Raw genomic sequence first — 21,899 nt, forward strand, 5'->3', positions numbered from 1 at the left:
GGAAGCAATTCAGCCGATTGTCATGCGAAACAGAGGTGCACGCCCCTATTGTTTGTCACGCGCCGCACCGACGTGCCTAAGTCAGTTCATGACTGAACTGATTGCATCCTGCTCGGGCCTTTGGCGCGATATCCGGTCCGAATTTCGGTCTCTACACTCTCCTGCAACGAGACGTCGGGCGGGCCTCGCGCTACTGCTTCTGTTTGGCGTGGTCTTTGCTTTTTTCTATTTCCGGCTGGAATTCGCGCGGCAGTTTCTGGACATGCCCGCACCACCGGGCAAACCGTTCTACAACGACGACTGCATCCTTGCCTCGGACCCTGGCCGTTACTCGCATGGCTTGTTTCAGGGGCACTACCTGGCTTTCCACCTTGCGCGCCACCCGCTGGTGGTGATGCTGAATGCCGCCATCGCCGAGCCGTTGACTTGGCTGGGCATCCGGCAGCCTGTCGCGATTTCGATCAGCCTCGGATTCTGGGCTGCCATGTCGTCTGTCACGATTGCACTATTCCTGCTGCGCCAACACCTGTCGCTCTCCGTTTCCATTCTGGCGACGCTTGCTGTTCTCCTGACCTTCGGAACCGTCACCACGCTCAGCGTTGTCGAGACCTACAGCGTCTCACTCTGGGCGATCGCCATGTCAGTGTTGATCATGGCCGAGATGGCCAGACACTGCGCCAAGTACCCGGCCCTTACCAGCGTGATCGCTGGCCTGGCTTGCGGTGTGCTGGCCGGATGGTCCCATTTGCCAGCGGCTGCATTCTCTCTGGTTTATGCTGGATTTGCATGGGCGTCTCTCAGCGGAGGTGTCGGGCGGAAATTGACGTTCGGAGTGGCGGTTCCGTCGGTGATCGCCGTAATCTGCATGATGGCTCCGGTCGTTTTTCTTGGCATCGTTCTGGACGGTGATCCTTTCATGGAACCGACCGAGATGGTTGGCCGCTACGCGGACGCCGCGAACTTCACCAACCCGAAAATCATCAAAGACTATGCCGCTGGCTTCTTCCTGTTTTCCTGGGTTGCTCCAGCCGAAACGGTTCAGTGCCGCTTTTTGCTGGATCGACTATGGGAGATTCTCCGCGATCCAAGCCGCTTGGCCCTGACAATTCTGGCGACAATCCTAGTTGGATGGGCAATTGTTTCCGGCGCAAGAACACCTGGCCGCGCCCCGCTTGTGCTGGCAGTGTGGGCGTTGGTGGGCACGTTCTTTGTGTTCTACCTGTTTTTCAACCCGCTCGAAGTACTGCTTTACAGCTCTCACTGGACCACGGCCCTTATCCTGGGTTCGGTCATTCTGCTAAAAGAAAAGCCGGGACTAGTCTTGCTGTTGAGTGGAATTGTGGCGCTCAGCCTGTATGTGAATATACCGCCTCTTGCGGATCCGGCTTCGTTCGATCCGGTGCAATGCTGTCCGCACGGAGGTCGAAACTAGGCCGGACAGAGCGGCGGCTGTGGATAAACTTGACAACAAAAGTGACCCTACTTAGCGTTTTGGGTCATCGTCTCCGCCGGTGAAAAATTAAGGATACGCCGAATTCGCAAACTGCTACTTGCGCCGTTCGGAAGTGTTTCACGCTGTTGGTTGTAAAAGTGTTTTTTGGGTTGAATTCATGCGGCAGTCCACCGAACTGAAGGTCTTTTTCTTTTTCCTCGTTGCCTGTGCAGCCGGGCTTTTTGCGGCCGGCACATGGCACGGAATCGGAATGCGTCCGGATTCTATGGCCTATCTGGGGCTGTCCCCTGACCGGTTTCAACAGGCGCCAACCTATACCGCGCTGATTGATCTGCTGGCCGGAATGGGTGTCCAGCCCGTGCTTGCGGCCACGGTGCTGAATACCTTCAGCCTGGTCCTGAACATCGCTTTGATGTTCTTGATCCTGAACGACTGCAAGGTTCGGCCACGGATGATCTTTCTGGCAGCACTGATCATGGTCCTGAGTCCCCAGTTCATGTACGCGCATGTCACGATCCTGTCGGAACCGCTCACGACAAACTGCTTGCTGGGCACCTATTTCTTCATGTCCCGTTACCTGCGCGGCGACAACGTGTCCGCCTTTGTGTTGGCAAGCTGTCTGGCCGCCCTGTGCGTGCTGACCCGGTTCGCACTGGTCCCTCTGATCGCGGCCTGCTCGCTGACAATCCTTGTTTATGGTCACGGCGACCTGCGCCGTCGACTGGTTTCGGCGATTGTGTTCGGCCTGATCGCATCCGCAATCATCATCGGGTGGTACCTGTACAATCAAACCTCTGGCGGGACCGGCATCGGGCGTCAAGCAGCGTTCCTTGGGGATCCCGACACCGAGACCTTCCGCGCGGCACTGACCACGCTATCAGCCTACGTGCTGCCAAGCTCTCTGCCGCCGATTATCACGTTGACCGCTTTGGTTGTGGTTTTGGGATTCGTCATTGCTCTGATCGGCACAGCTTTGAAGGTTCAGACCAACCCTGATGACCTTCCCGGTCTGCCAGTTGCGCGTACGATCTCATTCTTTTTGCTGGTCTACGTTCCTTTCCTGGTTCTGGCCCTGTTTATCGAGGCCAATCTGACCATCCATGCCAGGTACCTGTTGCCTGTGTTCATTTCGACTCTGGTTCTGGGGTTTGCTCTGGTTGGTGGTCAGCCAGGAACGGATATGATGAACCGGTTGCGTCCCGTAGCTCTCATACTTGCGCTGGCGTTGACCGGAACCTATGCCGTACGTACGGCAGCGATGACCCGCACCCACATGACGGAGGGGAATTTCTATGCCTCACCGGTCTGGAAGAACTCTCCGACTTTGGCGCATCTGGACAATCTGCGGGACGGTGTCGTGGTCTATTCCAACGGCTATGATGTCATTCGGCTGGTCAAGGGCGTGAATGCGCTCAAGTCCCCTGAGTTGTTCGAGCGCAGAACCGGCAGGCCGGACCCTGGTACATCGCCAGAAAAAGAAATTCAGGAGGTCCGCAAACGCGTGGCAGACCAAAACGCGGTTGTCGCCATCCTGAACGAGGTCAACTGGCGGTTCTATCTGGTCGATGAGGAACGGCTGATCCGCGAAGCTGATCTGACGCTACTCTATGAGGAGGCCGACGGGCGGATCTATGGATCTCCCGCCAGTTTCAAACCGATCGAATGAAGGATCGAATGTCATGAAGCTTGTTCCAACACTCGGGGCCGAACAATGATAGGATCGATGATATTCAATCGGGTGGCACCGCATTCACGCCCTGAAGGATTGATTGATGAAGTTTGAAGACCTCAAACACGTCTCGGTTCTGGTCGGTCGCTATTTCGTGACCGGGTGCACGGCCGTCATCATCCATTTCTCGGCGATGGCGTTCTCGGTCGAGGTCTTGGGCATCTACGAAACGATCGCTTCGGCAATCGGGTTCCTGATGGGGGCCACATTCAATTACTGCATCCAAAGACTATGGGTGTTTCGGTCCAGCGTTCCACATCGCAGTGCCCTGCAGAGGTTCATTCTGGTCACGGCGACGACCTCGGCGATAAACGTGGCGCTGTTCTCTCTTCTCTTTGCGTTGTTGCCTTTCCACTACTTGATCATTCAGGCGTTCGTGACCGGGTGCATATTCCTTCTGAATTTTACCCTGAACTGGAAAATCACCTTTCGCGAGCCTGCTGCTGAACCACCGGAAGCCCGGGCGCAGGACGCCGGAAGGTAGGTATGCCGGACCAAACCCACTGTATCGGCCTTGGAAACAACGTCGGCAACCAAGCGCATTGTTCACGAATTTAAAACCTCAAAAAGGCAGCTCTTCGCCCGACGTCAGAATGGCCAAAAACTCTCTGCTCTCGGATTTGCATCGCTTTTTTTGCCCGCCAAACGCACAGGGACGGCCTTTTGGCCTGATATGGCTAGATAAATCTATCGAGCCGATCAAAGTACAGGTAAAACAATATGATAAATAACAGTTCGATTCTGACGCCGATTTTAAGCCGTATTCACGGTCCGAAAAAAATGGAGAACACTCGTGCAATCCGGTGACGACGTAATTGCCAACCAGCATGAAACCAACGATTTCATCAATATCTGGTTGCTACTGCGCCGGAACCTTCTGGTCATCTTTCTGTTGGTCGTCGGTGCGGTCTCGGCAACAGCCTTCTACATGTCGACCATCCCCGACCAGTATCGGTCGGACGCACAGATGGTTTTGGCTCTCACGGAAACACGATTCAGCGAGTCGACCGGACAGCTGGAAACCTATGAACTGAACCGGTCGAGCGTGGAAACCGAGTTAGCCCGACTGCGGTCTCGCGACTTTGCCGAGCAGGTGGCAGACCGCCTGGGTCTGTTCGACGACCCCAGCTTTGTGCGCCGTGCGCCCGGCGCGGACAGCGAGGCGGATGAAGAGATTCACCGCGCTGCGGTCACCGACAAGGTTCTGGCCTCTTATTCTGTCTCCCGCGCGGGAGAAAGCCTCGCCATCAGCATCGAAGGCCGATCCACATCGCCGGTGCTGGCTGCAGCCCTGCCCAATACCGTCATTGCCGTCTATATCGCGAACGAGCGCGACGCACGGGTCAATCGCTTGATGACATCGATCGACAATCTCAAACGCCGGGTCGGTATCCTCGGCGAAGAATTGACCCAGGCGGAATCGAATTTGGCCGAGTTCATCCGTGAGGACAATCTGGATGACGAACAGGTCGTGACCCGGCTGCGGGCCGAGGTGGAGCGGCGCAAGGCCCAGCTGCGCATCGGCATCGAACGCAACCTGCCGGAAGACGAAATTCTGGCCCTCCAGGAACAGCTGGTCACATCCGAGCAGGAGCTGGAGGCCCGCACCCGTCTGGAGCTGTCGTTGCTGCGCCGGGAACGCGAAGTCGAACTACTGCGAACCCGCTATCAAACCACGATCGACAACCTGACCTTGCTGGAAACTCGCATCGGCCAGCTTGAGGACGGCACGATTCAGGTTTCCAAAGCACGAATTCCGGTTGAACCCTATGCCCCCAGCAGGTCATTGATCACGGTGCTGGCCGGCCTGTTCGCAATGATCGTTGGCTTCATCATCGCGCTGGTGCGCGAGGGCCTGGACAGAACGGTGCGCAGCGAAAACCAGATCTTCCGAATGACCGGCCTCAGCAACCTGGGATATATCGCCCGTCAGCGACGCAGCAAAATGTTCGCCGGTGAGAACAAGGCGATCGAAAACCTGTTGCAGAGCCAGAAATCGCCCCTGGCCGAAGCCGCCCGGGGCATCTTGACCAATTGTATCAAGTTCCAGCATTCCAAGGTGATCCTGATCACCTCTGGCCTGCCGAACGAGGGCAAATCCTTCGTCAGCAGCGTTCTGGCGACCTCGGCGGCGGTTGACGGACTGAACGCTCTGCTGATTGATCTGGACACGCACCGTCGCGGCGCGACGAAGACGTTCATTCCAGACATGGATGAGGTGCAACTTTCGGAAATCTATTCTGACAGTGTAACCCTGCAACATGCTCTGACCACCGAAACCAAAGGGTCACTGGATCTGATCACCGCAGCCTCGCCTACGCACGAGCTGTCTGATGCCGCGTCAAACAAGCTCAAGCAACTCAAAGAAACGCTGCTGGATCAATACGATATCATTATCGTGGACACACCCCCGGCACTGGTGATGGATGAAGTGTACCGCAACGACATCCTCGCCGACGCCGTTCTGCTGGTCGCGCGCTGGGGAAAAACGCCACAGCATGCGTTGCAAGCCGCGGCAAAACGGCTTCAGTCATCCGGCTTCAATGTACTGGGTACGATTCTGAATGACGTCGACCCCAAGAAATACCGCTGGACCACCTACGAAGGGTATTACGGTACTTACGACGACTACTAGAAAATCCGGCGACCGCGCCGTTCCGGCCACCGGGGATGTCTGGTGGCCGAGTCTGTGCTACCATGCAGGCACCGAATGCTGCGCGCGGGTACTGACCGACGTGCGGCGCGGTCGGAATACCTGACTTTGCTTGGAGTGGGTTTTGGGGAAAGCTTCTTCAAGGGCAGATGAAAACGGGGGGCTCATAATCATCGCGTTGGCACTGGTCCAGGCGGTGATTCAGACGGCTATTCCCTTGGTTGACGTGAACTTCTCCAGTGACTCGGCGGACTACGTTCAAGCCGCAGCATATCGCGGCTTTGCATATCCTTTTTTTCTGGACCTTTTCGACGGGTTCGCGGACCCGCTGCGCGCCGCTGTTGTAGGCCAGATCTGGGTATTCTCGGCTGCTGCATGTCTGTTGTCGGTCACGCTGGCCCGGGCCACTGGCCACTCCGGTGCCGGTCTGGTCCTGCTTGGAATTCTGATCATCAACCCGATGACGATCTACTTCAACTACAGCATCCTGTCCGAGTCTCTGTTCCAGAGCGCGACATGCGTCTATCTTGCCTGTCTGGTGCAAGCGATCCACGGCCCCAAGCCCTGGCACTTTGCAGCCCTGGGCATGACAGTCGGCGCCATGATTGCGATCCGTCCAGTTGGTTTTGCTCTTTTGCCCATCCTTATCGTGGTGGTTCTTTGCGCGAGCTATATCAATGGCAGGCGCCCGTGGGCTGGGCTGGCTCTGGCAGTTCTGGGTGTCACCTTCGTGCTGCTTGCAGACCGCGCCGCTTACGATCTTCGCCACGATGAACCTCGCGAAAGCGTGCTGGGGAACGTCTTATTCGCAAAAAGCGCCATGTTCGCTGCAGGCCCAAGCCCCTATGCCCCCGATGACCCACGAACCGAAGTCTGGATTATTCTTGAAGAAGAGGGTCCGGCAGACGCACGCGAGGCGATTTCCCGGGCGCCATTTGGACCGGTCTCCTTCTTTCTGATGCACAGCTACGAAGCCAGCTTGATATTTCTGTACGAGAAGGACCGGTTGCAGTCCATTGCCGACCGAATTGGCATTCCAAAGACTGAACTCATGGCCGAAATCGGTTCAAGACGAATTCTGGCGAATCCAACGGGGTTTCTGCGGTTGCCGCTACAACACTATGCCGCCCTCTGGCAGCCCTTCTACCATGCCGTGACCGCGAACGACATCACCGCCTACATCGCGCAGAATGGGCCGTTCCCGATGGACAATGCGCTCGGCTACATCAACCGCGATGTATATGATCCGCCGCATGCACGTCTTATCCATTCCGCGCTTGCGATAGGTTGGCTGGCTTCGATCTTGATCCTGGCGGCCTCAATCCTTTGGCTGCGCCGAAACTGGCCCGGACGTCAGATGCTGACCCTGGCTGGGTTGGGGGTGCTGAGCCTGCATGCGTTATTGTTTCTGTCTGCAACACTATCCATTGCGTCGGTAAGGTATCTTGCAGCACTTTGGCCTATCGTCGCAGTGGTCATATGTGCTAGTTTCCTTGTGGTTTTGAAGCTTTTTGATCGCCGGAAGAAGCACGCAAGGCGCAGTCTGGAAATCTGACATGCCGCCCGTATTGTTCTGTTTCCCGCCTTTTCGGGTCCGGCAAATGTTGTTGTGTCGGTGAAAGTGGTTGCAATGGTAAAAGCCGGATTCAAAGACTATCTGTCCATTGCGCGCATCGACCATTGGTTCAAGAACATCTTCATTCTGCCGGGTGCCGTTCTTGCGGTCATCATGGGTGCCGAGTTCACCGGTCGGTCGGTAATCGACCTCGCCGTCGGGATCTTTTCGATCTGCCTGATCGCATCGGCCAACTATACCATCAACGAGTGGTTGGACCGTGAGTTCGACCGACACCACCCGAAGAAGAAAGAGCGTGCCTCGGTCGTGACCGAAATCGACGGCCGGATCGTCTGGTTGCAATGGCTGGGTCTGGCGATCATCGGTCTGGGACTCGCGCTGCTGATCAATACGCCGTTCTTCCTGACGGCGCTGTCCCTGCTGATCATGGGGATCATCTACAACGTCAAACCAATCCGGTCCAAGGACCGCGCCTATTTGGACGTTCTGAGCGAGGCCATCAACAACCCCATCCGGTTCTTTGCGGGCTGGTTCATTATGGTTCCGCCGATCGTGGCACCATCCAGCGTGTTGATCTCGTACTGGTTCGGGGGCGCGTATCTGATGGCGATCAAGCGCTTTGCCGAATATCGTACCATTGACGACCCGGCGCTTGCCGCGCGGTACCGCGCATCTTTCAAAGACTACGACGAGTCGAAGCTACTGGTTTCGGCGCTGGTCTACGCAATCTTGTCCACCGCTTTCCTGGGCGTTTTCCTGACCAAGTACAAAATCGAGCTTCTTCTGTCTCTGCCCTTCGTGGCGATGTTGTTCGGGCGCTATCTTGCCGTCGGGCTGGCGCGGGACTCGATCGCACAGGCCCCCGAAAATCTGTACAAACAACGCGGCCTTGTTTTTCAGGTTATTCTGCTGGTGGTGGTCATGTTCGTTCTGCTCGAGATCAAGCTTCCGTTCTTTGAACAGTTGCTTGAAATCCGGCCAGTCGGGTCATAGGTGCCGGGCAACGGACCGGCTTGCTGCCAGACTGGAGGTGATGCGCGCATGGTGAACCAGCCTTCAGATGATGTTGTTTCCGCACCGGCCCGGCGATGCTGGTTGTGCGGCACCGGCGGCCTCAGGAGGATAAAGGAAAGCACCCTGCGCGGGGATCCGACGTCGCGGAACTTTGAAATCTCGAATGCCGACTACGGTACAACCGCCGCGATCGACCAATGCGTCCGCTGCGGTTTTTGCCAATGCACGGATATGGTCGATGTCCTTAAATTCTACGAAGACCTCGAAGACCCGGCCTATGAGATGACGCGCCCCCAAAGGGCGCGGCAGAAGCGGGTGCTGCTGAACAGGCTGCCAAGACCCACTGCCGGCGCGAACCGGCTGCTGGATGTGGGGGCCGGAACCGGTATTCTGGTCGAGGAGGCCATCGCCTGTGGTTACGACGCGATCGGGGTTGAGCCGTCGCGGCGGTTTTGCGCACGCGCAAAACACCATGGCCTGCCAGTGGTCCAAGGCGTTCTTCCACATCCCGATCTGACCGGCCCCTACGATGTAGTCACTCTGGTAGACGTGGTTGAACACGTTCCGGATCCGCTGGACCTGATCACTCAGGCTGCGCGGTTGCTGGCCGATGATGGAGTACTGGTCGTCGTTACGCCCGACCGCTCGTCCCTGTTGGCGCGTATCATGGGAGACCAATGGTGGCACTATCGTGTTGCGCATATCGGCTACTTCGACCCTGAAACACTGCGCTTTGCCTTGGCCAAAGCTGGCTTGCAACAAACCGAATTTCATCGGCCGACGTGGTATTTTCCATTAGGATATCTGGTTGAAAGAGTGCATCGTTATCTACCCAGATGGGCGCGCTTCAAGGTTCCGGCACGGCTGTCTGACCTGGTGATTCCAGTGCACCTGCGGGATTCAATGATGGTCTGCGCGACCAAAACTCAAACCCGGGAAACCGCGCCCTAGACCAAAGACAGAAGAATTTTGACAACAGCCAAGGTTTTCAGAATGCCAATTGCAAAAAGGCCAAGACTGCTCGCCGTATTACATGGTTCGCTATTTGCGACTGTTCTGGCGATTGGCAGCAGCCCCGGTACGCTGCTGGCCGAGAACGCGAACCGGTCCTTTTCGGCGCAATTGCCGGATGGCTCCCAAAGAGCATTTCCCAGCGCCGAAGGGCATGGCGCCGCGGCCAAAGGTGGGCGTGGCGGGCGAGTGATTTATGTCACCACTACCGAAGAATTCGGGCCCGGCTCCCTGCGAGCATGCATCGACGCCAAAGGTCCTCGAACCTGCATCTTTCGGGTCAGCGGAACGATTACACTGGAAAAGGCGTCTCTGATCGCAAACAGTCCTTTTCTGACCATCGCCGGAGAAACCGCTCCGGGCGGCGGGATTGCGATCCGAAACGGCCCACGTCAATTGCGCCCATCACTGGAAATCCGGACGCATGATGTCATCGTGCGCCATGTTCGGTTCCGGCCCGGGCCGCACGACGTAGAGTCCTGCTGTTCAGGGGCCATTGGCGTCTACACCAAAGCCGCGCGTGACGTGATCTTCGACCACATTTCCGCCAGTTGGGGCAGCGACGAGACCATTGACTCAGAAAACGCCGAACGGCTGACCTTTCAGTGGAGCATCGTCAGCGAGCCCCTCTTGCATGGCGGACCAGGCAAAAGCAACCGGGCCCGCAACATGCTGCTGACAAAGGGCGGAGACTTCAGCATCCATCACAACCTGTTCTCTCACGGGATGTTCAGAAACCCGCAAATCGCGCCCCAGACTCCCGGGACCACGACCGAAATCGTAAACAACCTGATGTACTCACCGATCTGGCAATATGTCGTTTCGCTGGACAATCGCTGGACCGAGCTGGACGCCAATATCATTGGCAACCTGAAGCTGTCCGGTGAAAGCATCGATTCCAATCTACTGGTGCACCTGTTCGACGGCTTCAAGAATGGCTACCGGCTGTACCTTCGGGACAATCTTGATGAAGACAACCGCAACAGCCTGGACCTTCCCGAGGAACTGGTCCTTGCCCCCGAACATCGTGTCTATGTGGTTGATGAGCCGGTCACCCCACCTCTGGTCCAGGCCGATCCGGTTTCGACAGTGTTCGAAACGGTCCTGCAAAACGCTGGCGCGACACGCCCGTCTCGCGACGCGGTGGATCAGAGGGTTGTTCAGGAGGTCCGTGACCGTTCCGGCAAAATCCTAAAGAAGAACCCTGAAAAGGTCGGCGGTTGGCCCGAGCTTGAAAGCGCCCTGCCCTATGCAGACAGCGATGTCGACGGGATGTCTGATGAATGGGAAACGCAATGGGGCCTGAATCCCACGGACCCGACGGATGCAATTGCGGATTCGGACGAAGATGGCTGGACCAACCTTGAGGAGTTCCTGCACGAATTGGCTGGCGACGGGAACGGCATGGGAAAAAGCAACCCGTGACGTGTAACGCTAGCGGCGCCGGTACCGATCGGACGCAGCCAACAGCCCCAATGCCACGATCCACGGGATCAGCATACCGCGCTGGTAAACATGGGTGTAGTTCATTGACAGCGCCGCAAAGGTCAGCGTGACGGTCACCACGGTCGCGCGCCCGTACACCCTGTTCGGCACATTATGCCGGGCCATTACGGCGTAGACGATGGCGGACCCCAAAACGAAGCACAATCCCAGCAAGGCTAGAATGCCCCCTTCGTTGGCCAGCAACAGGTACAGGTTGTGAACGGGAATGCCTTGACTGCTCAGTTCGCGATACTGTCCCGCGCCCATACCCACCAGAAAGTAATCCGGCAGAAACCGCCAGGCCTCGATCATGAGATCGGCGCGGTCTTCAAATGTACCCGCATGACTCAGGTCCCCCTCGAGCAGAGGTGACAATACCCGGTTGCGGAACGTCGGCGGGAAGATGAACTCGGCCCATTGGATACTGATCCAAGCCATCGTCGTCACAGCTGTTCCCCAGATCATCAGCACGCGCTGATTTCCGACCAGCAGCAGGAACAGAGCACCGCAGATGACCGCACCGGCAAGGCTGGAATTCGAACTTGCGTAGATCAAAGTGATGGCGAGCAGCCCGAAGAGGGCCAAGAATGGCAGTTTTCTTAGCGCACCCGTCAGCCCAAGATACCACAATACCGGGAACCAAAGCACGATCAGTCCAGCCAACCCGTTTGGATTATCCACCAGCCCCGCCACGCGGTAGTTGCCGCTGACCAGCATGAAATACCGGGATTCGCCACCGGAATAGCCCACGCCATATGCGATCATCCCGACAAGACAGTTCAAGGCAATCGAGATCACGCCGACCTTTGCAAGAGTAACCGCCTCTTCATACGGGCGGCCCAGGATCGCCAGAGGCAAAAGCACGAACGAAAAAAAATACTGCACGATGACCACGAAGGCCGACACCGGATCGCCGTGCGCGATAGAGCCGATCGACAGTCCCGCCACCATCATCAGCATGCCGATGAACCAGACCGAGGACGCGGATTGCAACGGAAACAGCGGCAGGCTGCGGTTGCACCGCAGGATCACGGCAACCGTCAAAAACATGTCGCTGGCCGTGAACAGAACCGCCGGATGGCGAAAGGCAGTGAACGTGCTGAACAGCAACGCAGTCATCAGACACGCGAATTCGATCTGCTCCAAAATCGGCTTAGGCCGGCTGATACTGTTGACTGGCACCATATTCTACAATCCAAACGGCGGTGGGTTACCTGGCCCGCAGACTGGTACCCGGAATACAAGGGTAACACCCAAGATACCTTCAAAAAACATGTTTCCGGCTCCCATCGCCCGGCTGCCGGACCGGGTCATGCCGCTCCCGGCAGCAATTGGCCCCTCAACGTCATTTCCAGACCCGTTGCAATGTCCACAACCGGCGCATAGCCGAATGCTGCCCGGGCTGCGTCCGAGGACAGATCGAAGCGGGTGAATGGCGGACTGTCTCCGGGTCGGGTTTCGTTCACACCCCGGCCACCTGCGACGGACATGACCTCCTGCGCCAGATCCGCCAAGGAAACCGGACCTCCGCCGGAGATATTGAATACACCGTAAGCTTTGGCATCGGCCGATTGCAAAATCGCCCGGCTCAGGTCATGCGCATGCACGAAATCAATGCTGTTCTTTGGACCTGTTACTGTGATGTTTTGCCCCGCGGCCGCATCATTAAGCATCCGCACAAGAAACTTGTCATCAGGCAGCCCATGACCATAGAGCGCCGAAGGTCTGAGCACGGTCACTCGCGCTCCAGAAGTCTGGGCAAGCTCAGCCAGCCCCGCTTCGGCCAAACGCTTGGTTGTAGCGTAATCACCCCCAAGCGGCCCCGGGGCGGTTTCCGCGCTTTCGTCGATTCCGCGGGCATGAGGATCGCGATAAACTGACCCGCTGGACACAAAGATGAAGTGCACGTCACGATCTGCCGCCCAACGCGCCGCATTCAACGTGGCTCGCACATTGCTGTCAAACAGCACCTGCCAAGCCGAGCCGTCATCCGCAGGCCCGGCAAGGTCAATCCGGGCCGCGCAGTGCACGAATACATCCGCACCTTGCGCCAGTTGATCCAGCCTGACATGGGTGATCGCGTCCTGCAGATCCCAGTTCGACCGGTCGATCCGCGCAACAGGAATGTCACGTCGGCTTAGCCAGGCCACAAGATGGCGACCCAGCAGGCCGGTCGCCCCTGTCAGGGCAACTTTCATGGCGTCCCGCCATAGAGGCTGAACTGGGCCGGGATCTGAGGTTCCAACTGGCCGGCCTGATCCAATGTGTCTGTCATTGAACGCGGAACGACCAGCTCGCTCCAGTACCGCAGAACCATGCTGTCCCAAGCGATTTCCGGCTCATAGGGAAGGCCGCGATCGGTCTTGAGGTAACATTCGACCGGATTGAAACCCAGTTGAGCACAAAACGGTGTAGTGCCCGAGAACCGGGCATTGATTTCGAACACCTTGGGTACTCCGTCGTCGCCAAGGCGCAGCTGAAAATTGCAGGCCCCTTCGACGTCCAGCTTGCGCGCGATAGCTGTGACATAGTCTTCGATCACCGGGTTCCGCTCGGGAATGGCCCGATATGTATCGCCCGACCGAAGCACTCGGCGCAGTGCCAGAACCGGCGACAGGCTCCCCTTCGCCCCGACGATCGTGCACGTAAACTCGCGCGCGTCATCGCCGATCAGTTCCTGTACGATGGTTGCTGCTAGATCACCAGGGTAGTTGGCCAGCTCTTCCCGAGAATTCACCCGCTCGACCCCGATGGACCGAAACCCGACCGCCGGTTTGGCAATAACCGGGTAGACCAGATCATCCATTTCCAATGCCTCGGCCATAGGCCAAGTGCGCGGATGGGGCAGCCCGTTATTCGCCAAAAAAGCCGAGGTCAGTCCCTTGTCATCGGCAATTCGCACCGTCTCTGGACTGTTGACCACGACCTTTGTCCCGAAATGTTCCGCAATGCGATCCCGGTTTTCGGCACACAATGCCAGTTCGATATCCGTTCCGGGGAAATAGTAGTCCACGGACTCTGACTGAAATATCCGCGCCAGTGAGTCGAGATATCCCGGCGAGCGGCACCCTTCGACCAGAAAGGCTTTGTCGCAAGCATAAAGGCCGGCAGATAGGGCGGACATGTCGGCTCCAAGAATACGCAGCGGCAAATCAGAAATCAGCCTGAGCGACTTGATGATGCCCTGGCCCACTCCGCCACCCGCACCTGTAACCAAAACCGTGATCAATTCATTTCTCCATGAATGAAATAAGCCGTTCCTTTGTCCCCTGACTGAGGTCAGTGGCCTGAATATCCGCGCGGATATGTTCCAGATCGAAGCTGATCGACGGGATGTCGATTCTAACCCGGTCGCCATCCAGCTCGAGGGTCAGATAAGACATGCCCGTGCCCCGCCCCTGCCCGACCGCTCCGGGATTCAGCAGTAGCACAGACCCTTTCGGAATCCTTATCCACTTGCGTTGATCCGCAGGTGTCGGTCTTCCGGCTTCGTCGATCATGACGGCAAAGGCCCGGTGCGAATGCCCAAAGACCCCGACCGTCTTTCCCATGTGTCGCAAGGCCGCTGCCGCTGGTGCCCATTGTTCCGGTTTCGAGACATAGGACCAGTCCCCATAATCGTAAGGGTTGGCATGTGAGAACAGGATCGGCCCCATGCTATGGCGGTCGGCCCATGGGTATCGGTCAGCCAACGGTGGGTCGCCCCGGACCTCACCATGCGTCCATTCGACGGACTCCAACACAAATCCTGCAATGTTGTCGTAGAAGGACGGGTTACCTTTATCCAGATCGAAATAGAACTGGTCGTGGTTGCCGCGGATGAACACGCAGTTTTGGCGAGCCATCAGTTGGTCGGTCAGTTCCAACACCTGCCGAGGGCGCACACCATATGTCAGCAGATCGCCCAACATGACGACGACATCCGGCACAAAAGCTTCGGCCTTTTGGATCGCGGTCGCATACGCCGTGGCGTTTCCATGTATGTCGGACAGTACCGCGATCTTCAGCGTACTCATGACCACTCTCCGCCGACCGTGTCCGGCAATCCAAATCCAGCGCCAGCCCTGGTTCCAATTACTGGGAACACAGGCGCTCTGAAACACCCTTTAACAAATCAACTGCACAGTCCGGCCGAACCGTTTGACGGTGCAAACTTTCTGGGATGATACCGGCTGAGAACCGTGCCGCAACTCCCTTTGTCCAACCCAGGTCGTGCTAGAACTGTTCAGGTCCGGCCAATCAAGCAAAAGCAAACAATAGCTCGGAAAATAAATAACTGTCGCCTGATCCGACGAAATAAAAGGCCGGGCTCATTCGCCCGGCCTTCTGTAGTCAGCCAATGATCGCGTTCAGTGTCGCGCTAGGGCGCATCACTGCCGCAGTTTTGGTGCGATCGCCGTGGTAATAGCCGCCCAGATCTGCAGGTTTGCCTTGAGCGGCCAGCAGTTCGGAGAGGATCTGCTCTTCCTTCTCCGCCAGTTCTTTGGCGATCGGAGCAAAATGCGCGGCCAGTTCAGCATCATCCGACTGCGCGGCCAGCGCCTCGGCCCAGTAGCGGGCGAACCAATAGTGGCTGTCGCGGTTGTCCGGCTCGCCAACTTTGCGGCTGGGCGAGCGGTCGTGGTCCAGGATGCCCTGCGTTGCGGCCTCGGCCGCAGCGCCCAGAACGGCGGCCTTGGCGTTCCCGCGGCTGTCGGCCAGGAAGTTCAGCGCTTCACCCAGCGCGCAGAATTCGCCCATCGAGTCCCAACGCAGGTGGTTTTCCTCGACCAGCTGCTGAACGTGCTTGGGCGCCGAGCCACCTGCACCGGTTTCGAACAGGCCGCCGCCATTCATCAGCTTGACGATCGACAGCATCTTGGCCGACGTGCCCAGTTCGAGGATCGGGAACAGGTCGGTCAGATAGTCGCGCAGCACGTTGCCCGTGATCGCGATGCTGTCCTTGCCGGCGGTGATGGTTTCCAGCGACTTGCGGGTCGCCTCACGCGGCGGCAGGATCAGGAACTTGTCGGCTACGCCCGCAGCCTCGAGCGCCGGCTTGATGTATTTGATCAGCTCGGCGTCATGGGCGCGGTTCGCATCCAGCCAGAAGATCGCCTCGGAGCCAGTCAAACGCTGACGGTCCATCGCCAGTTGGATCCAGTTCTCAATCGGGGCTTTCTTGGCGGTGCAAGCGCGCCAGATGTCACCCTTTTCGACCTCATGCGAGTGCAGGGTTTCGCCATTGGCCAGAACGACGCGGATCGTGCCGTCGGCGGGCGCCTCAAATGTGGTCGGGTGGCTGCCATATTCCTCGGCCTTCTGGGCCATCAGGCCCACGTTGGCCACCGAACCGGCGGTCGCCGGGTTCAGCGCGCCGTTGGCTTTGAAGAAATTGATGGTCTCGTCATAGACCGGCGCATAGCAGCGGTCGGGGATCACGCAGTTGGTGTCGCCCTTCTTGCCGCTCTCGTCCCAGCCCTTGCCGCCCGCGCGGATCACGGCGGGCATCGAGGCGTCGATGATCACGTCCGACGGCACGTGCAGGTTGGTGATGCCCTTGTCACTGTCGACCATGTACATCGAGGGTCGATCGGCCTTGATCGCTTCGATCGCTGCCATGATCTCGGCATCGTCCTTGACGCGGTTCAGCAGATCGCCCAAGCCGGAGTTCGGGTTGACGCCCAGCTGTGCCATGCGGTCGCCGAATTTTTCGAACACCGGCGCCAGCCACGACTTGACGGCATAACCGAAAATGATCGGGTCACTGACCTTCATCATCGTCGCCTTCATGTGCAGCGAGAACATCGTGCCGTCTTTCTTGGTGTCCTCAATCGCGGCATCCAGGAACTCCGACAGGGCCTTGACCGACATGAAAGTGGCGTCCGCAACGGTGCCCTCTTCCAGCGCCCAGCCGTCTTTCAGGACGGTAACACCACCATCCTTGCCCACGAATTCGATCCGCGCATCACCGGCCTGATCAGCAGTGATGGTGGCCGATTTCTCGTTGGCGTAAAAATCATTGCCCGGCATCGACGACACCTTGGTCTTGCTGTCGGCCGACCATTCGCCCATCGAGTGCGGGTGCTGTTGCGCATAGCGCTTGACTGCCTTGGCTGCGCGACGGTCGCTGTTGCCCTCGCGCAGAACCGGGTTCACCGCCGATCCCTTGATCGCATCATAGCGGGCGCGGATCTCTTTCTCGGCGTCGGTCTTGGGATCCTCGGGGTAGTCCGGGATGTCATAGCCCTGCCCCTGCAGTTCCTTGATGGCAGCGACCAGCTGCGGCACCGAGGCCGAGATGTTGGGCAGCTTGATCACGTTGGCCTCGGGGGTTTTCACCAGCTCACCCAAGGCGGCCAGATCGTCGGGCTGACGCTGTTCTTCGGTCAGGTTTTCCGGAAAGGCTGCGATGATGCGGCCAGCCAGCGAGATGTCTTTGGTACCGACGCTGACACCCGCGGCCGAGGCGAATTTGCGGATGATGGGCAGGAACGAGGCACTGGCCAGCTCCGGCGCTTCGTCTACGATGGTATACAATATGTCGAAGTTCGATTTTTCTGCCATGTTCCCTTACCTTTTTTAAGCCTTTCAGGGGCGTGCGATCCGAGAGTTGTGCCGCGTGCAGCGCGGCGTGCGAGGAGCGTGAATGCTGTTCCGCTCCGGGGTGACTCTGATTTGACAGGGCCTCCCTTAAATCACCCGAGGCCCGGGATCAATCGCATCTGAACGCGCATTTTGACCCAGTTTGCGCAAAACCGCGCATATGCCCGTATTTTCAGCCCGCCGACGATACGCGACGCCTTTCCCTTGGCGCGGGCGCTGGCTAAGACGGTCCTCCAACCCGAGATCAAGGAGGCCCCGTTGGACCGCATCGCCCGCACCATCGCCACGGAAATCAATGCCCGCCCCGAACAGGTGGACGCGGCGGTCAAACTGCTGGACGAAGGCGCCACCGTGCCCTTCGTGGCGCGCTACCGCAAAGAGGTGACGGGCGGGCTGGACGACAGCCAGCTGCGAACCCTGTCCGACCGGCTGGCCTATCTGCGCGAGCTTGAGGCACGGCGCGAGACGATCCTGAACTCGATCAAGGATCAAGGGAAGCTGACCGACGATCTGGCCAAATCCATTGCCCGCGCCGAAACCAAGGCACAGCTGGAAGACATCTACCTGCCCTACAAACCCAAGCGTCGCACCAAGGCGATGATCGCGCGGGAAAACGGGCTGGAGCCGCTGGCCGACGCGATCCTGGCCGACCGCAGCGCCGACCCTGAGGGTCTGGCCCAGGCCTATGTGACCGAGGCCGTGCCCACCACCAAGGACGCGCTGAATGGCGCGCGCGACATCATCACCGAGCGTCTGACCGAAAACGCCGCCCTTCTGGGCGAGCTGCGCAGCTTCATGCAGGCCGAGGCGCTGCTGACCTCGAAGGTGATCGAGGGCAAGGAACAGGAAGGCGCCAAGTTCAGCGACTATTTCGACCATGCCGAGCCCTGGGCCAAGGTGCCCTCGCACCGGGCGCTGGCGATGCTGCGCGCGTCGAAAGAGGGGATCGTGACGCTGGACATTGCCCCCGACCCCGAAACCGGCGCCGCCCGGGCCGAGGCGATCGTGGCGGCGCATCTGCAGACGCGTGGCGACGGCCCGGGAGACGCCTGGCTGCGCAAGGTCGCGGGCTGGACTTGGCGGGTAAAGCTGTCGCTGTCGATGATGGTCGAGCTGATGGCCGATCTGCGTAGCCGCGCGCAGGAGGAGGCCATTCAGGTTTTTGCACGCAATCTCAAGGACTTGCTTTTTGCCGCCCCTGCCGGACCTCGCCCCACTCTGGGGCTGGACCCGGGCATCCGCACCGGCGTCAAGGCCGCAGTGGTGGACGCGACGGGCAAGCTGGTGGCGACCGACACGCTGTATCCGTTCCAACCCAAGAACGATCTGCGCGGCGCACAGGCCACCATCCTGAACCTGATCGCCACCCACAAGGTTGAACTGATCGCCATCGGCAACGGCACCGCCAGCCGCGAGACCGAGCGGCTGGTGGCAGATACGCTGAAACTGCTACCCAAAGGGGTGCAGGCCCCCACTAAGGTTGTGGTGTCCGAGGCCGGGGCCTCGGTCTATTCGGCCTCGGAACTGGCGGCGCGCGAGTTTCCCGATCTGGATGTCTCGTTGCGTGGCGCGGTGTCGATCGCCCGCCGCCTGCAGGACCCGCTGGCCGAGCTGGTCAAGATCGAACCCAAGAGCATCGGCGTCGGCCAATATCAACACGACGTTGATCAACACCGGCTGAGCCAGTCTCTAGAAGCCGTGATCGAGGATGTGGTGAACGCCGTTGGCGTCGATCTGAACACCGCTTCGGCGCCGCTGCTGGCCCATGTCTCGGGCCTGGGCCCCGGTCTGGCCGAAGCCATCGTGGCGCATCGCGACCTGAACGGCGCGTTCCGGTCGCGGCAGGATCTGCTGAAGGTCGCGCGCCTCGGCCCCCGCGCCTTTGAACAATGCGCGGGCTTTTTGCGCATCCGCGACGGGGATGAGCCGCTGGACGCCTCGGCCGTCCACCCCGAGGCCTATGACGTGGCCCGCCGCATCGTGCAGGCCTGCGGCCGCGACATCCGCCAGATCATGGGAAATGATGGTGCGCTGCATGGTCTGCGTGCCGAACAGTTCGTGGATGACCGGTTCGGCCTGCCCACGGTGCGCGACATCTTTGCTGAATTGGAAAAACCCGGCCGCGACCCGCGTCCCAGCTTCGTGACCGCCAGCTTCAAGGAGGGTGTCGAAGAGATCACCGACCTCAAACCCGGCATGGTGCTGGAAGGCACCGTGACCAACGTCGCTGCCTTTGGCGCCTTTGTCGATATCGGCGTGCATCAGGACGGGCTGGTGCATGTCAGCCAGTTGGCCGACCGGTTCGTGAAAGACCCGCATGAGGTGGTCAAGGCCGGTCAGGTCGTGCGCGTCCGGGTCGTTGAAGTGGACGTGCCGCGCAAGCGGATCGGGTTGAGCATGCGCAAGGATGGCGGAGCTTCTGCCCGGCAAGTTCGCGACGTCAAAGGCCAGAACGCGCGTGAAAAGAATAAAGGCATCCCGAAATCACAACGCGCAAAATCTTCTCACAATGCGCAGCACAGCGCGATTGGGGATGCGCTGCGAAATGCACTGAAAAATCAATAAGCCCCCTGCCCCGCCTGAGCCTCAGGCGGGGGTTTCCGTCTGGAACGCGTCGGGCTCCAACTCCTCCCAAAAGGCAAAAATGGCGTTGGCGTTCAAACCTGATCGCCATCCGTGTTGCCGGAAGTTCTCTCGGTCTAGCTCGTCCGACAAAGTCGACATGAACAAGCGTTTGTCGGCATCCCGTTGAGTGGGGTTTCGCCGCGAAACCAGGTCTTCGACGATGGCCAGCTTGCGGGCACGCTCGGCGCGCTCCGCCACGCGCGCGGCATAAGCTTGATCTTCGCGTGCCTTCTCTTCCTCCCGCTGCTTGGCTGCGGTCAGCGCCTCGGGACTAGGCGGTTTCACGGTCTCTGCCGCGGGGGCCTTGTAGTCATCGCGCAGGGCGGCCGAAAGATATCCCAGCGTTGATTTCACGTCCCCCTGCCCGGCTACATAGTCCAGCTTCTGCTGTACGTAATCCTCACCATGCTCAGAGATCCACTGACGCGCCAGCCGATCGGACACCCCTTGTTTGCGCAAGGTCTTGTAGACCGCCAGGTTGCGCACCCCATCGCTGTCGTCGATCTCGAACATTGCCTTCTGCGGGTTCGCCTTGATCAGGAACCGAATGTCGGTGACGCTGCGGCCCTTCTTGCGGAACTCGGGTTCGATCAGAATATCGGAGCTTTTGTTCACCTCAGCCACTGCGGGTTTGATGATCTTGGCATTCAGGTGTTTGAAGCTCGTGTAATAGTCGCTGCCGTCCACACCCATCAATTTGCGGAACACCTCGAGCGCCCACCACCCGGTCGACCCGGTGCGCACGAATCGATAACAGTTTTCATACAAGGCCAACCCGTGCCCCGAGCTGAAATTGCGCTGGATATGCACATTGATCAACGCATAGATCTTCGGATCGTACAGCTTCTGCGCCAAGGCCGGGGAATAGGCGTATTCGCAGATCCCGCCCTTGAGCTTGGCGAAACTCAGCAACGACGACACGCCCCACTCTTGCCGCCCTTTTTCATCGAGCATGTCCCATTCGGCCACTGTCTCGGCAAGCGCTCTCAGGCTGGCGCGCAAAGTGTCGAAGTCGTTCGAGTTGTAGCCCACCATCATCGCCAGGGTGCGGGCATCAATCGTATGGGTCTGCGCCGTGGTCAGAGAGTCGTAGGCATTGAGCAGCAACACGTTGGACAGCTTGCGCTGCAACAGCGTCAGCTTGCCGCTAATATGGATCGCGGCCACATTCTTTTTCACCGTTTCCCGACGCAAAGCGCCTGAAAGGTGATCCGTGTCCAGTTGTGTATCCGGCATGATTCTGCCCGGCTGCTCGTTTCCCAAGTTTGTGACACAAAAGGTACCCGTGGATCAACCAAATTTGGGTCCCCATATGCAGGATGGAGTGAATCCCGTAGACAGGTACCTATCCGAATCGGCGACCCAGTTATCCACAGAAGCGGGCGCCAATTGGTTCAAACTTGGAGTCGTGACCCGCGTAAGCGGCGATCAACGCACTCGGATTAGACCCTAAATAGTCCACGATAGAGCCGAACCGCGAATCGGTGCCCTTCTCCCCGGATTCGGGACCCTTTGATCCTGTATACAGGTCCCTTTTAACCCGAAGCCAGGAACCCTTGGTCCTGTATCCGGGTGCCGATGCGACCACAAATATATGATTTATTTATGGTTTCTGTCGTCAAAGAATCTAAAACCCTTAAAGAAAATAAACTCTTTGGTGTGCCCTTTTCTGAGAATAAATGCCGGTTTCGTCGCGAAACCGAACTCTTCGGCATTCTTCTGTGGAAAACTGCTTTTTCGAGGATAGCGCAGAAGGAAAATGTTCGGT

At 58.5% G+C, this 21,899-nt stretch carries 15 protein-coding genes; 9 read left to right on the forward strand and 6 right to left on the reverse strand.

Features of this window, described 5'->3' with window-relative positions:
• Window positions 1-88: 88 nt before the first annotated feature.
• The 8 genes from ACR0DA_RS14175 to ACR0DA_RS14210 all read left to right on the forward strand — a co-directional run bounded on the left by ACR0DA_RS14175 (window position 89) and on the right by ACR0DA_RS14210 (window position 10,861).
• On the forward strand, window positions 89-1,432 hold the full coding sequence (locus ACR0DA_RS14175; protein ID WP_480754554.1) for a hypothetical protein: 1,344 nt from the start codon (window positions 89-91) through the stop codon (window positions 1,430-1,432).
• Between the two features lie 178 nt (window positions 1,433-1,610).
• Window positions 1,611-3,119: an ArnT family glycosyltransferase gene (locus ACR0DA_RS14180; RefSeq protein WP_480754556.1), complete on the forward strand. Its 1,509-nt coding sequence runs from the start codon at window positions 1,611-1,613 to the stop codon at window positions 3,117-3,119.
• Between the two features lie 106 nt (window positions 3,120-3,225).
• A complete protein-coding gene (locus ACR0DA_RS14185) occupies window positions 3,226-3,666 on the forward strand; it encodes a GtrA family protein (protein WP_170367210.1) in 441 nt (146 codons plus the stop codon).
• Between the two features lie 309 nt (window positions 3,667-3,975).
• Window positions 3,976-5,817 (forward strand): GumC family protein, encoded by a 1,842-nt coding sequence (locus tag ACR0DA_RS14190; protein ID WP_170341739.1) that lies wholly within the window; start codon window positions 3,976-3,978, stop codon window positions 5,815-5,817.
• A 142-nt stretch (window positions 5,818-5,959) separates the two neighbouring features.
• Window positions 5,960-7,390 carry a hypothetical protein gene (locus tag ACR0DA_RS14195; RefSeq protein ID WP_480754558.1) on the forward strand — a complete coding sequence of 477 codons (1,431 nt, stop codon included), beginning with the start codon at window positions 5,960-5,962 and terminating at the stop codon, window positions 7,388-7,390.
• Window positions 7,391-7,465: 75 nt separating this feature from the next.
• Complete coding sequence (locus tag ACR0DA_RS14200) at window positions 7,466-8,404, forward strand: UbiA family prenyltransferase (RefSeq protein WP_170341743.1); 939 nt, start codon at window positions 7,466-7,468, stop codon at window positions 8,402-8,404.
• A gap of 252 nt (window positions 8,405-8,656) precedes the next feature.
• A complete protein-coding gene (locus ACR0DA_RS14205; protein ID WP_480643269.1) occupies window positions 8,657-9,376 on the forward strand; it encodes a class I SAM-dependent methyltransferase in 720 nt (239 codons plus the stop codon).
• Window positions 9,377-9,418: 42 nt separating this feature from the next.
• Window positions 9,419-10,861, forward strand: a complete 1,443-nt coding sequence (locus ACR0DA_RS14210; protein WP_480643267.1) for a hypothetical protein — start codon at window positions 9,419-9,421, stop codon at window positions 10,859-10,861.
• 9 nt (window positions 10,862-10,870) lie between these two features.
• On the opposite strand, the gene ACR0DA_RS14215 is transcribed toward ACR0DA_RS14210, so the two are convergent.
• From ACR0DA_RS14215 to ACR0DA_RS14235, 5 genes are all read right to left on the reverse strand, one after another.
• The gene (locus tag ACR0DA_RS14215; protein WP_170367456.1) at window positions 10,871-12,040 is read right to left on the reverse strand and encodes an O-antigen ligase family protein; all 1,170 of its coding nucleotides are present in this window, start codon (window positions 12,038-12,040) and stop codon (window positions 10,871-10,873) included.
• A gap of 191 nt (window positions 12,041-12,231) precedes the next feature.
• On the reverse strand, window positions 12,232-13,119 hold the full coding sequence (locus tag ACR0DA_RS14220) for an NAD-dependent epimerase/dehydratase family protein (protein ID WP_480754560.1): 888 nt from the start codon (window positions 13,117-13,119) through the stop codon (window positions 12,232-12,234).
• Window positions 13,116-14,150 carry an ATP-grasp domain-containing protein gene (locus ACR0DA_RS14225; RefSeq protein ID WP_170444776.1) on the reverse strand — a complete coding sequence of 345 codons (1,035 nt, stop codon included), beginning with the start codon at window positions 14,148-14,150 and terminating at the stop codon, window positions 13,116-13,118. Before ACR0DA_RS14225 ends, ACR0DA_RS14220 begins: the two co-directional genes overlap by 4 nt.
• Before the next feature lies 1 nt (window position 14,151).
• Entirely contained in the window at window positions 14,152-14,937 is a 786-nt protein-coding gene (locus ACR0DA_RS14230; RefSeq protein ID WP_480754562.1) for a metallophosphoesterase family protein, read from the reverse strand.
• Between the two features lie 316 nt (window positions 14,938-15,253).
• On the reverse strand, window positions 15,254-17,467 hold the full coding sequence (locus tag ACR0DA_RS14235; protein WP_480754564.1) for an NADP-dependent isocitrate dehydrogenase: 2,214 nt from the start codon (window positions 17,465-17,467) through the stop codon (window positions 15,254-15,256).
• Between the two features lie 297 nt (window positions 17,468-17,764).
• Here ACR0DA_RS14235 and ACR0DA_RS14240 point away from each other — a divergent pair, with 297 nt between their 5' ends.
• Window positions 17,765-20,071, forward strand: a complete 2,307-nt coding sequence (locus ACR0DA_RS14240; RefSeq protein WP_480754566.1) for a Tex family protein — start codon at window positions 17,765-17,767, stop codon at window positions 20,069-20,071.
• Between the two features lie 21 nt (window positions 20,072-20,092).
• On the opposite strand, the gene ACR0DA_RS14245 is transcribed toward ACR0DA_RS14240, so the two are convergent.
• Window positions 20,093-21,367 carry a replication initiation protein gene (locus ACR0DA_RS14245; protein WP_170366103.1) on the reverse strand — a complete coding sequence of 425 codons (1,275 nt, stop codon included), beginning with the start codon at window positions 21,365-21,367 and terminating at the stop codon, window positions 20,093-20,095.
• Between the last annotated feature and the right edge of the window lie 532 nt (window positions 21,368-21,899).

This window comes from Ruegeria sp. CI8 (assembly GCF_056536865.1).

Bases quoted from the DNA above. Each gene is read 5' to 3' on its own strand.
- ACR0DA_RS14175 (WP_480754554.1), top strand. From the start codon at position 89: ATGACTGAACTGATTGCATCCTGCTCGGGCCTTTGGCGCGATATCCGG.
- ACR0DA_RS14180 (WP_480754556.1), top strand. From the start codon at position 1,611: ATGCGGCAGTCCACCGAACTGAAGGTCTTTTTCTTTTTCCTCGTTGCC.
- ACR0DA_RS14185 (WP_170367210.1), top strand. From the start codon at position 3,226: ATGAAGTTTGAAGACCTCAAACACGTCTCGGTTCTGGTCGGTCGCTAT.
- ACR0DA_RS14200 (WP_170341743.1), top strand. From the start codon at position 7,466: ATGGTAAAAGCCGGATTCAAAGACTATCTGTCCATTGCGCGCATCGAC.
- ACR0DA_RS14205 (WP_480643269.1), top strand. From the start codon at position 8,657: ATGGTCGATGTCCTTAAATTCTACGAAGACCTCGAAGACCCGGCCTAT.
- ACR0DA_RS14210 (WP_480643267.1), top strand. From the start codon at position 9,419: ATGCCAATTGCAAAAAGGCCAAGACTGCTCGCCGTATTACATGGTTCG.
- ACR0DA_RS14215 (WP_170367456.1), bottom strand. From the start codon at position 12,040: ATGACTGCGTTGCTGTTCAGCACGTTCACTGCCTTTCGCCATCCGGCG.
- ACR0DA_RS14220 (WP_480754560.1), bottom strand. From the start codon at position 13,119: ATGAAAGTTGCCCTGACAGGGGCGACCGGCCTGCTGGGTCGCCATCTT.
- ACR0DA_RS14230 (WP_480754562.1), bottom strand. From the start codon at position 14,937: ATGAGTACGCTGAAGATCGCGGTACTGTCCGACATACATGGAAACGCC.
- ACR0DA_RS14235 (WP_480754564.1), bottom strand. From the start codon at position 17,467: ATGGCAGAAAAATCGAACTTCGACATATTGTATACCATCGTAGACGAA.
- ACR0DA_RS14245 (WP_170366103.1), bottom strand. From the start codon at position 21,367: ATGCCGGATACACAACTGGACACGGATCACCTTTCAGGCGCTTTGCGT.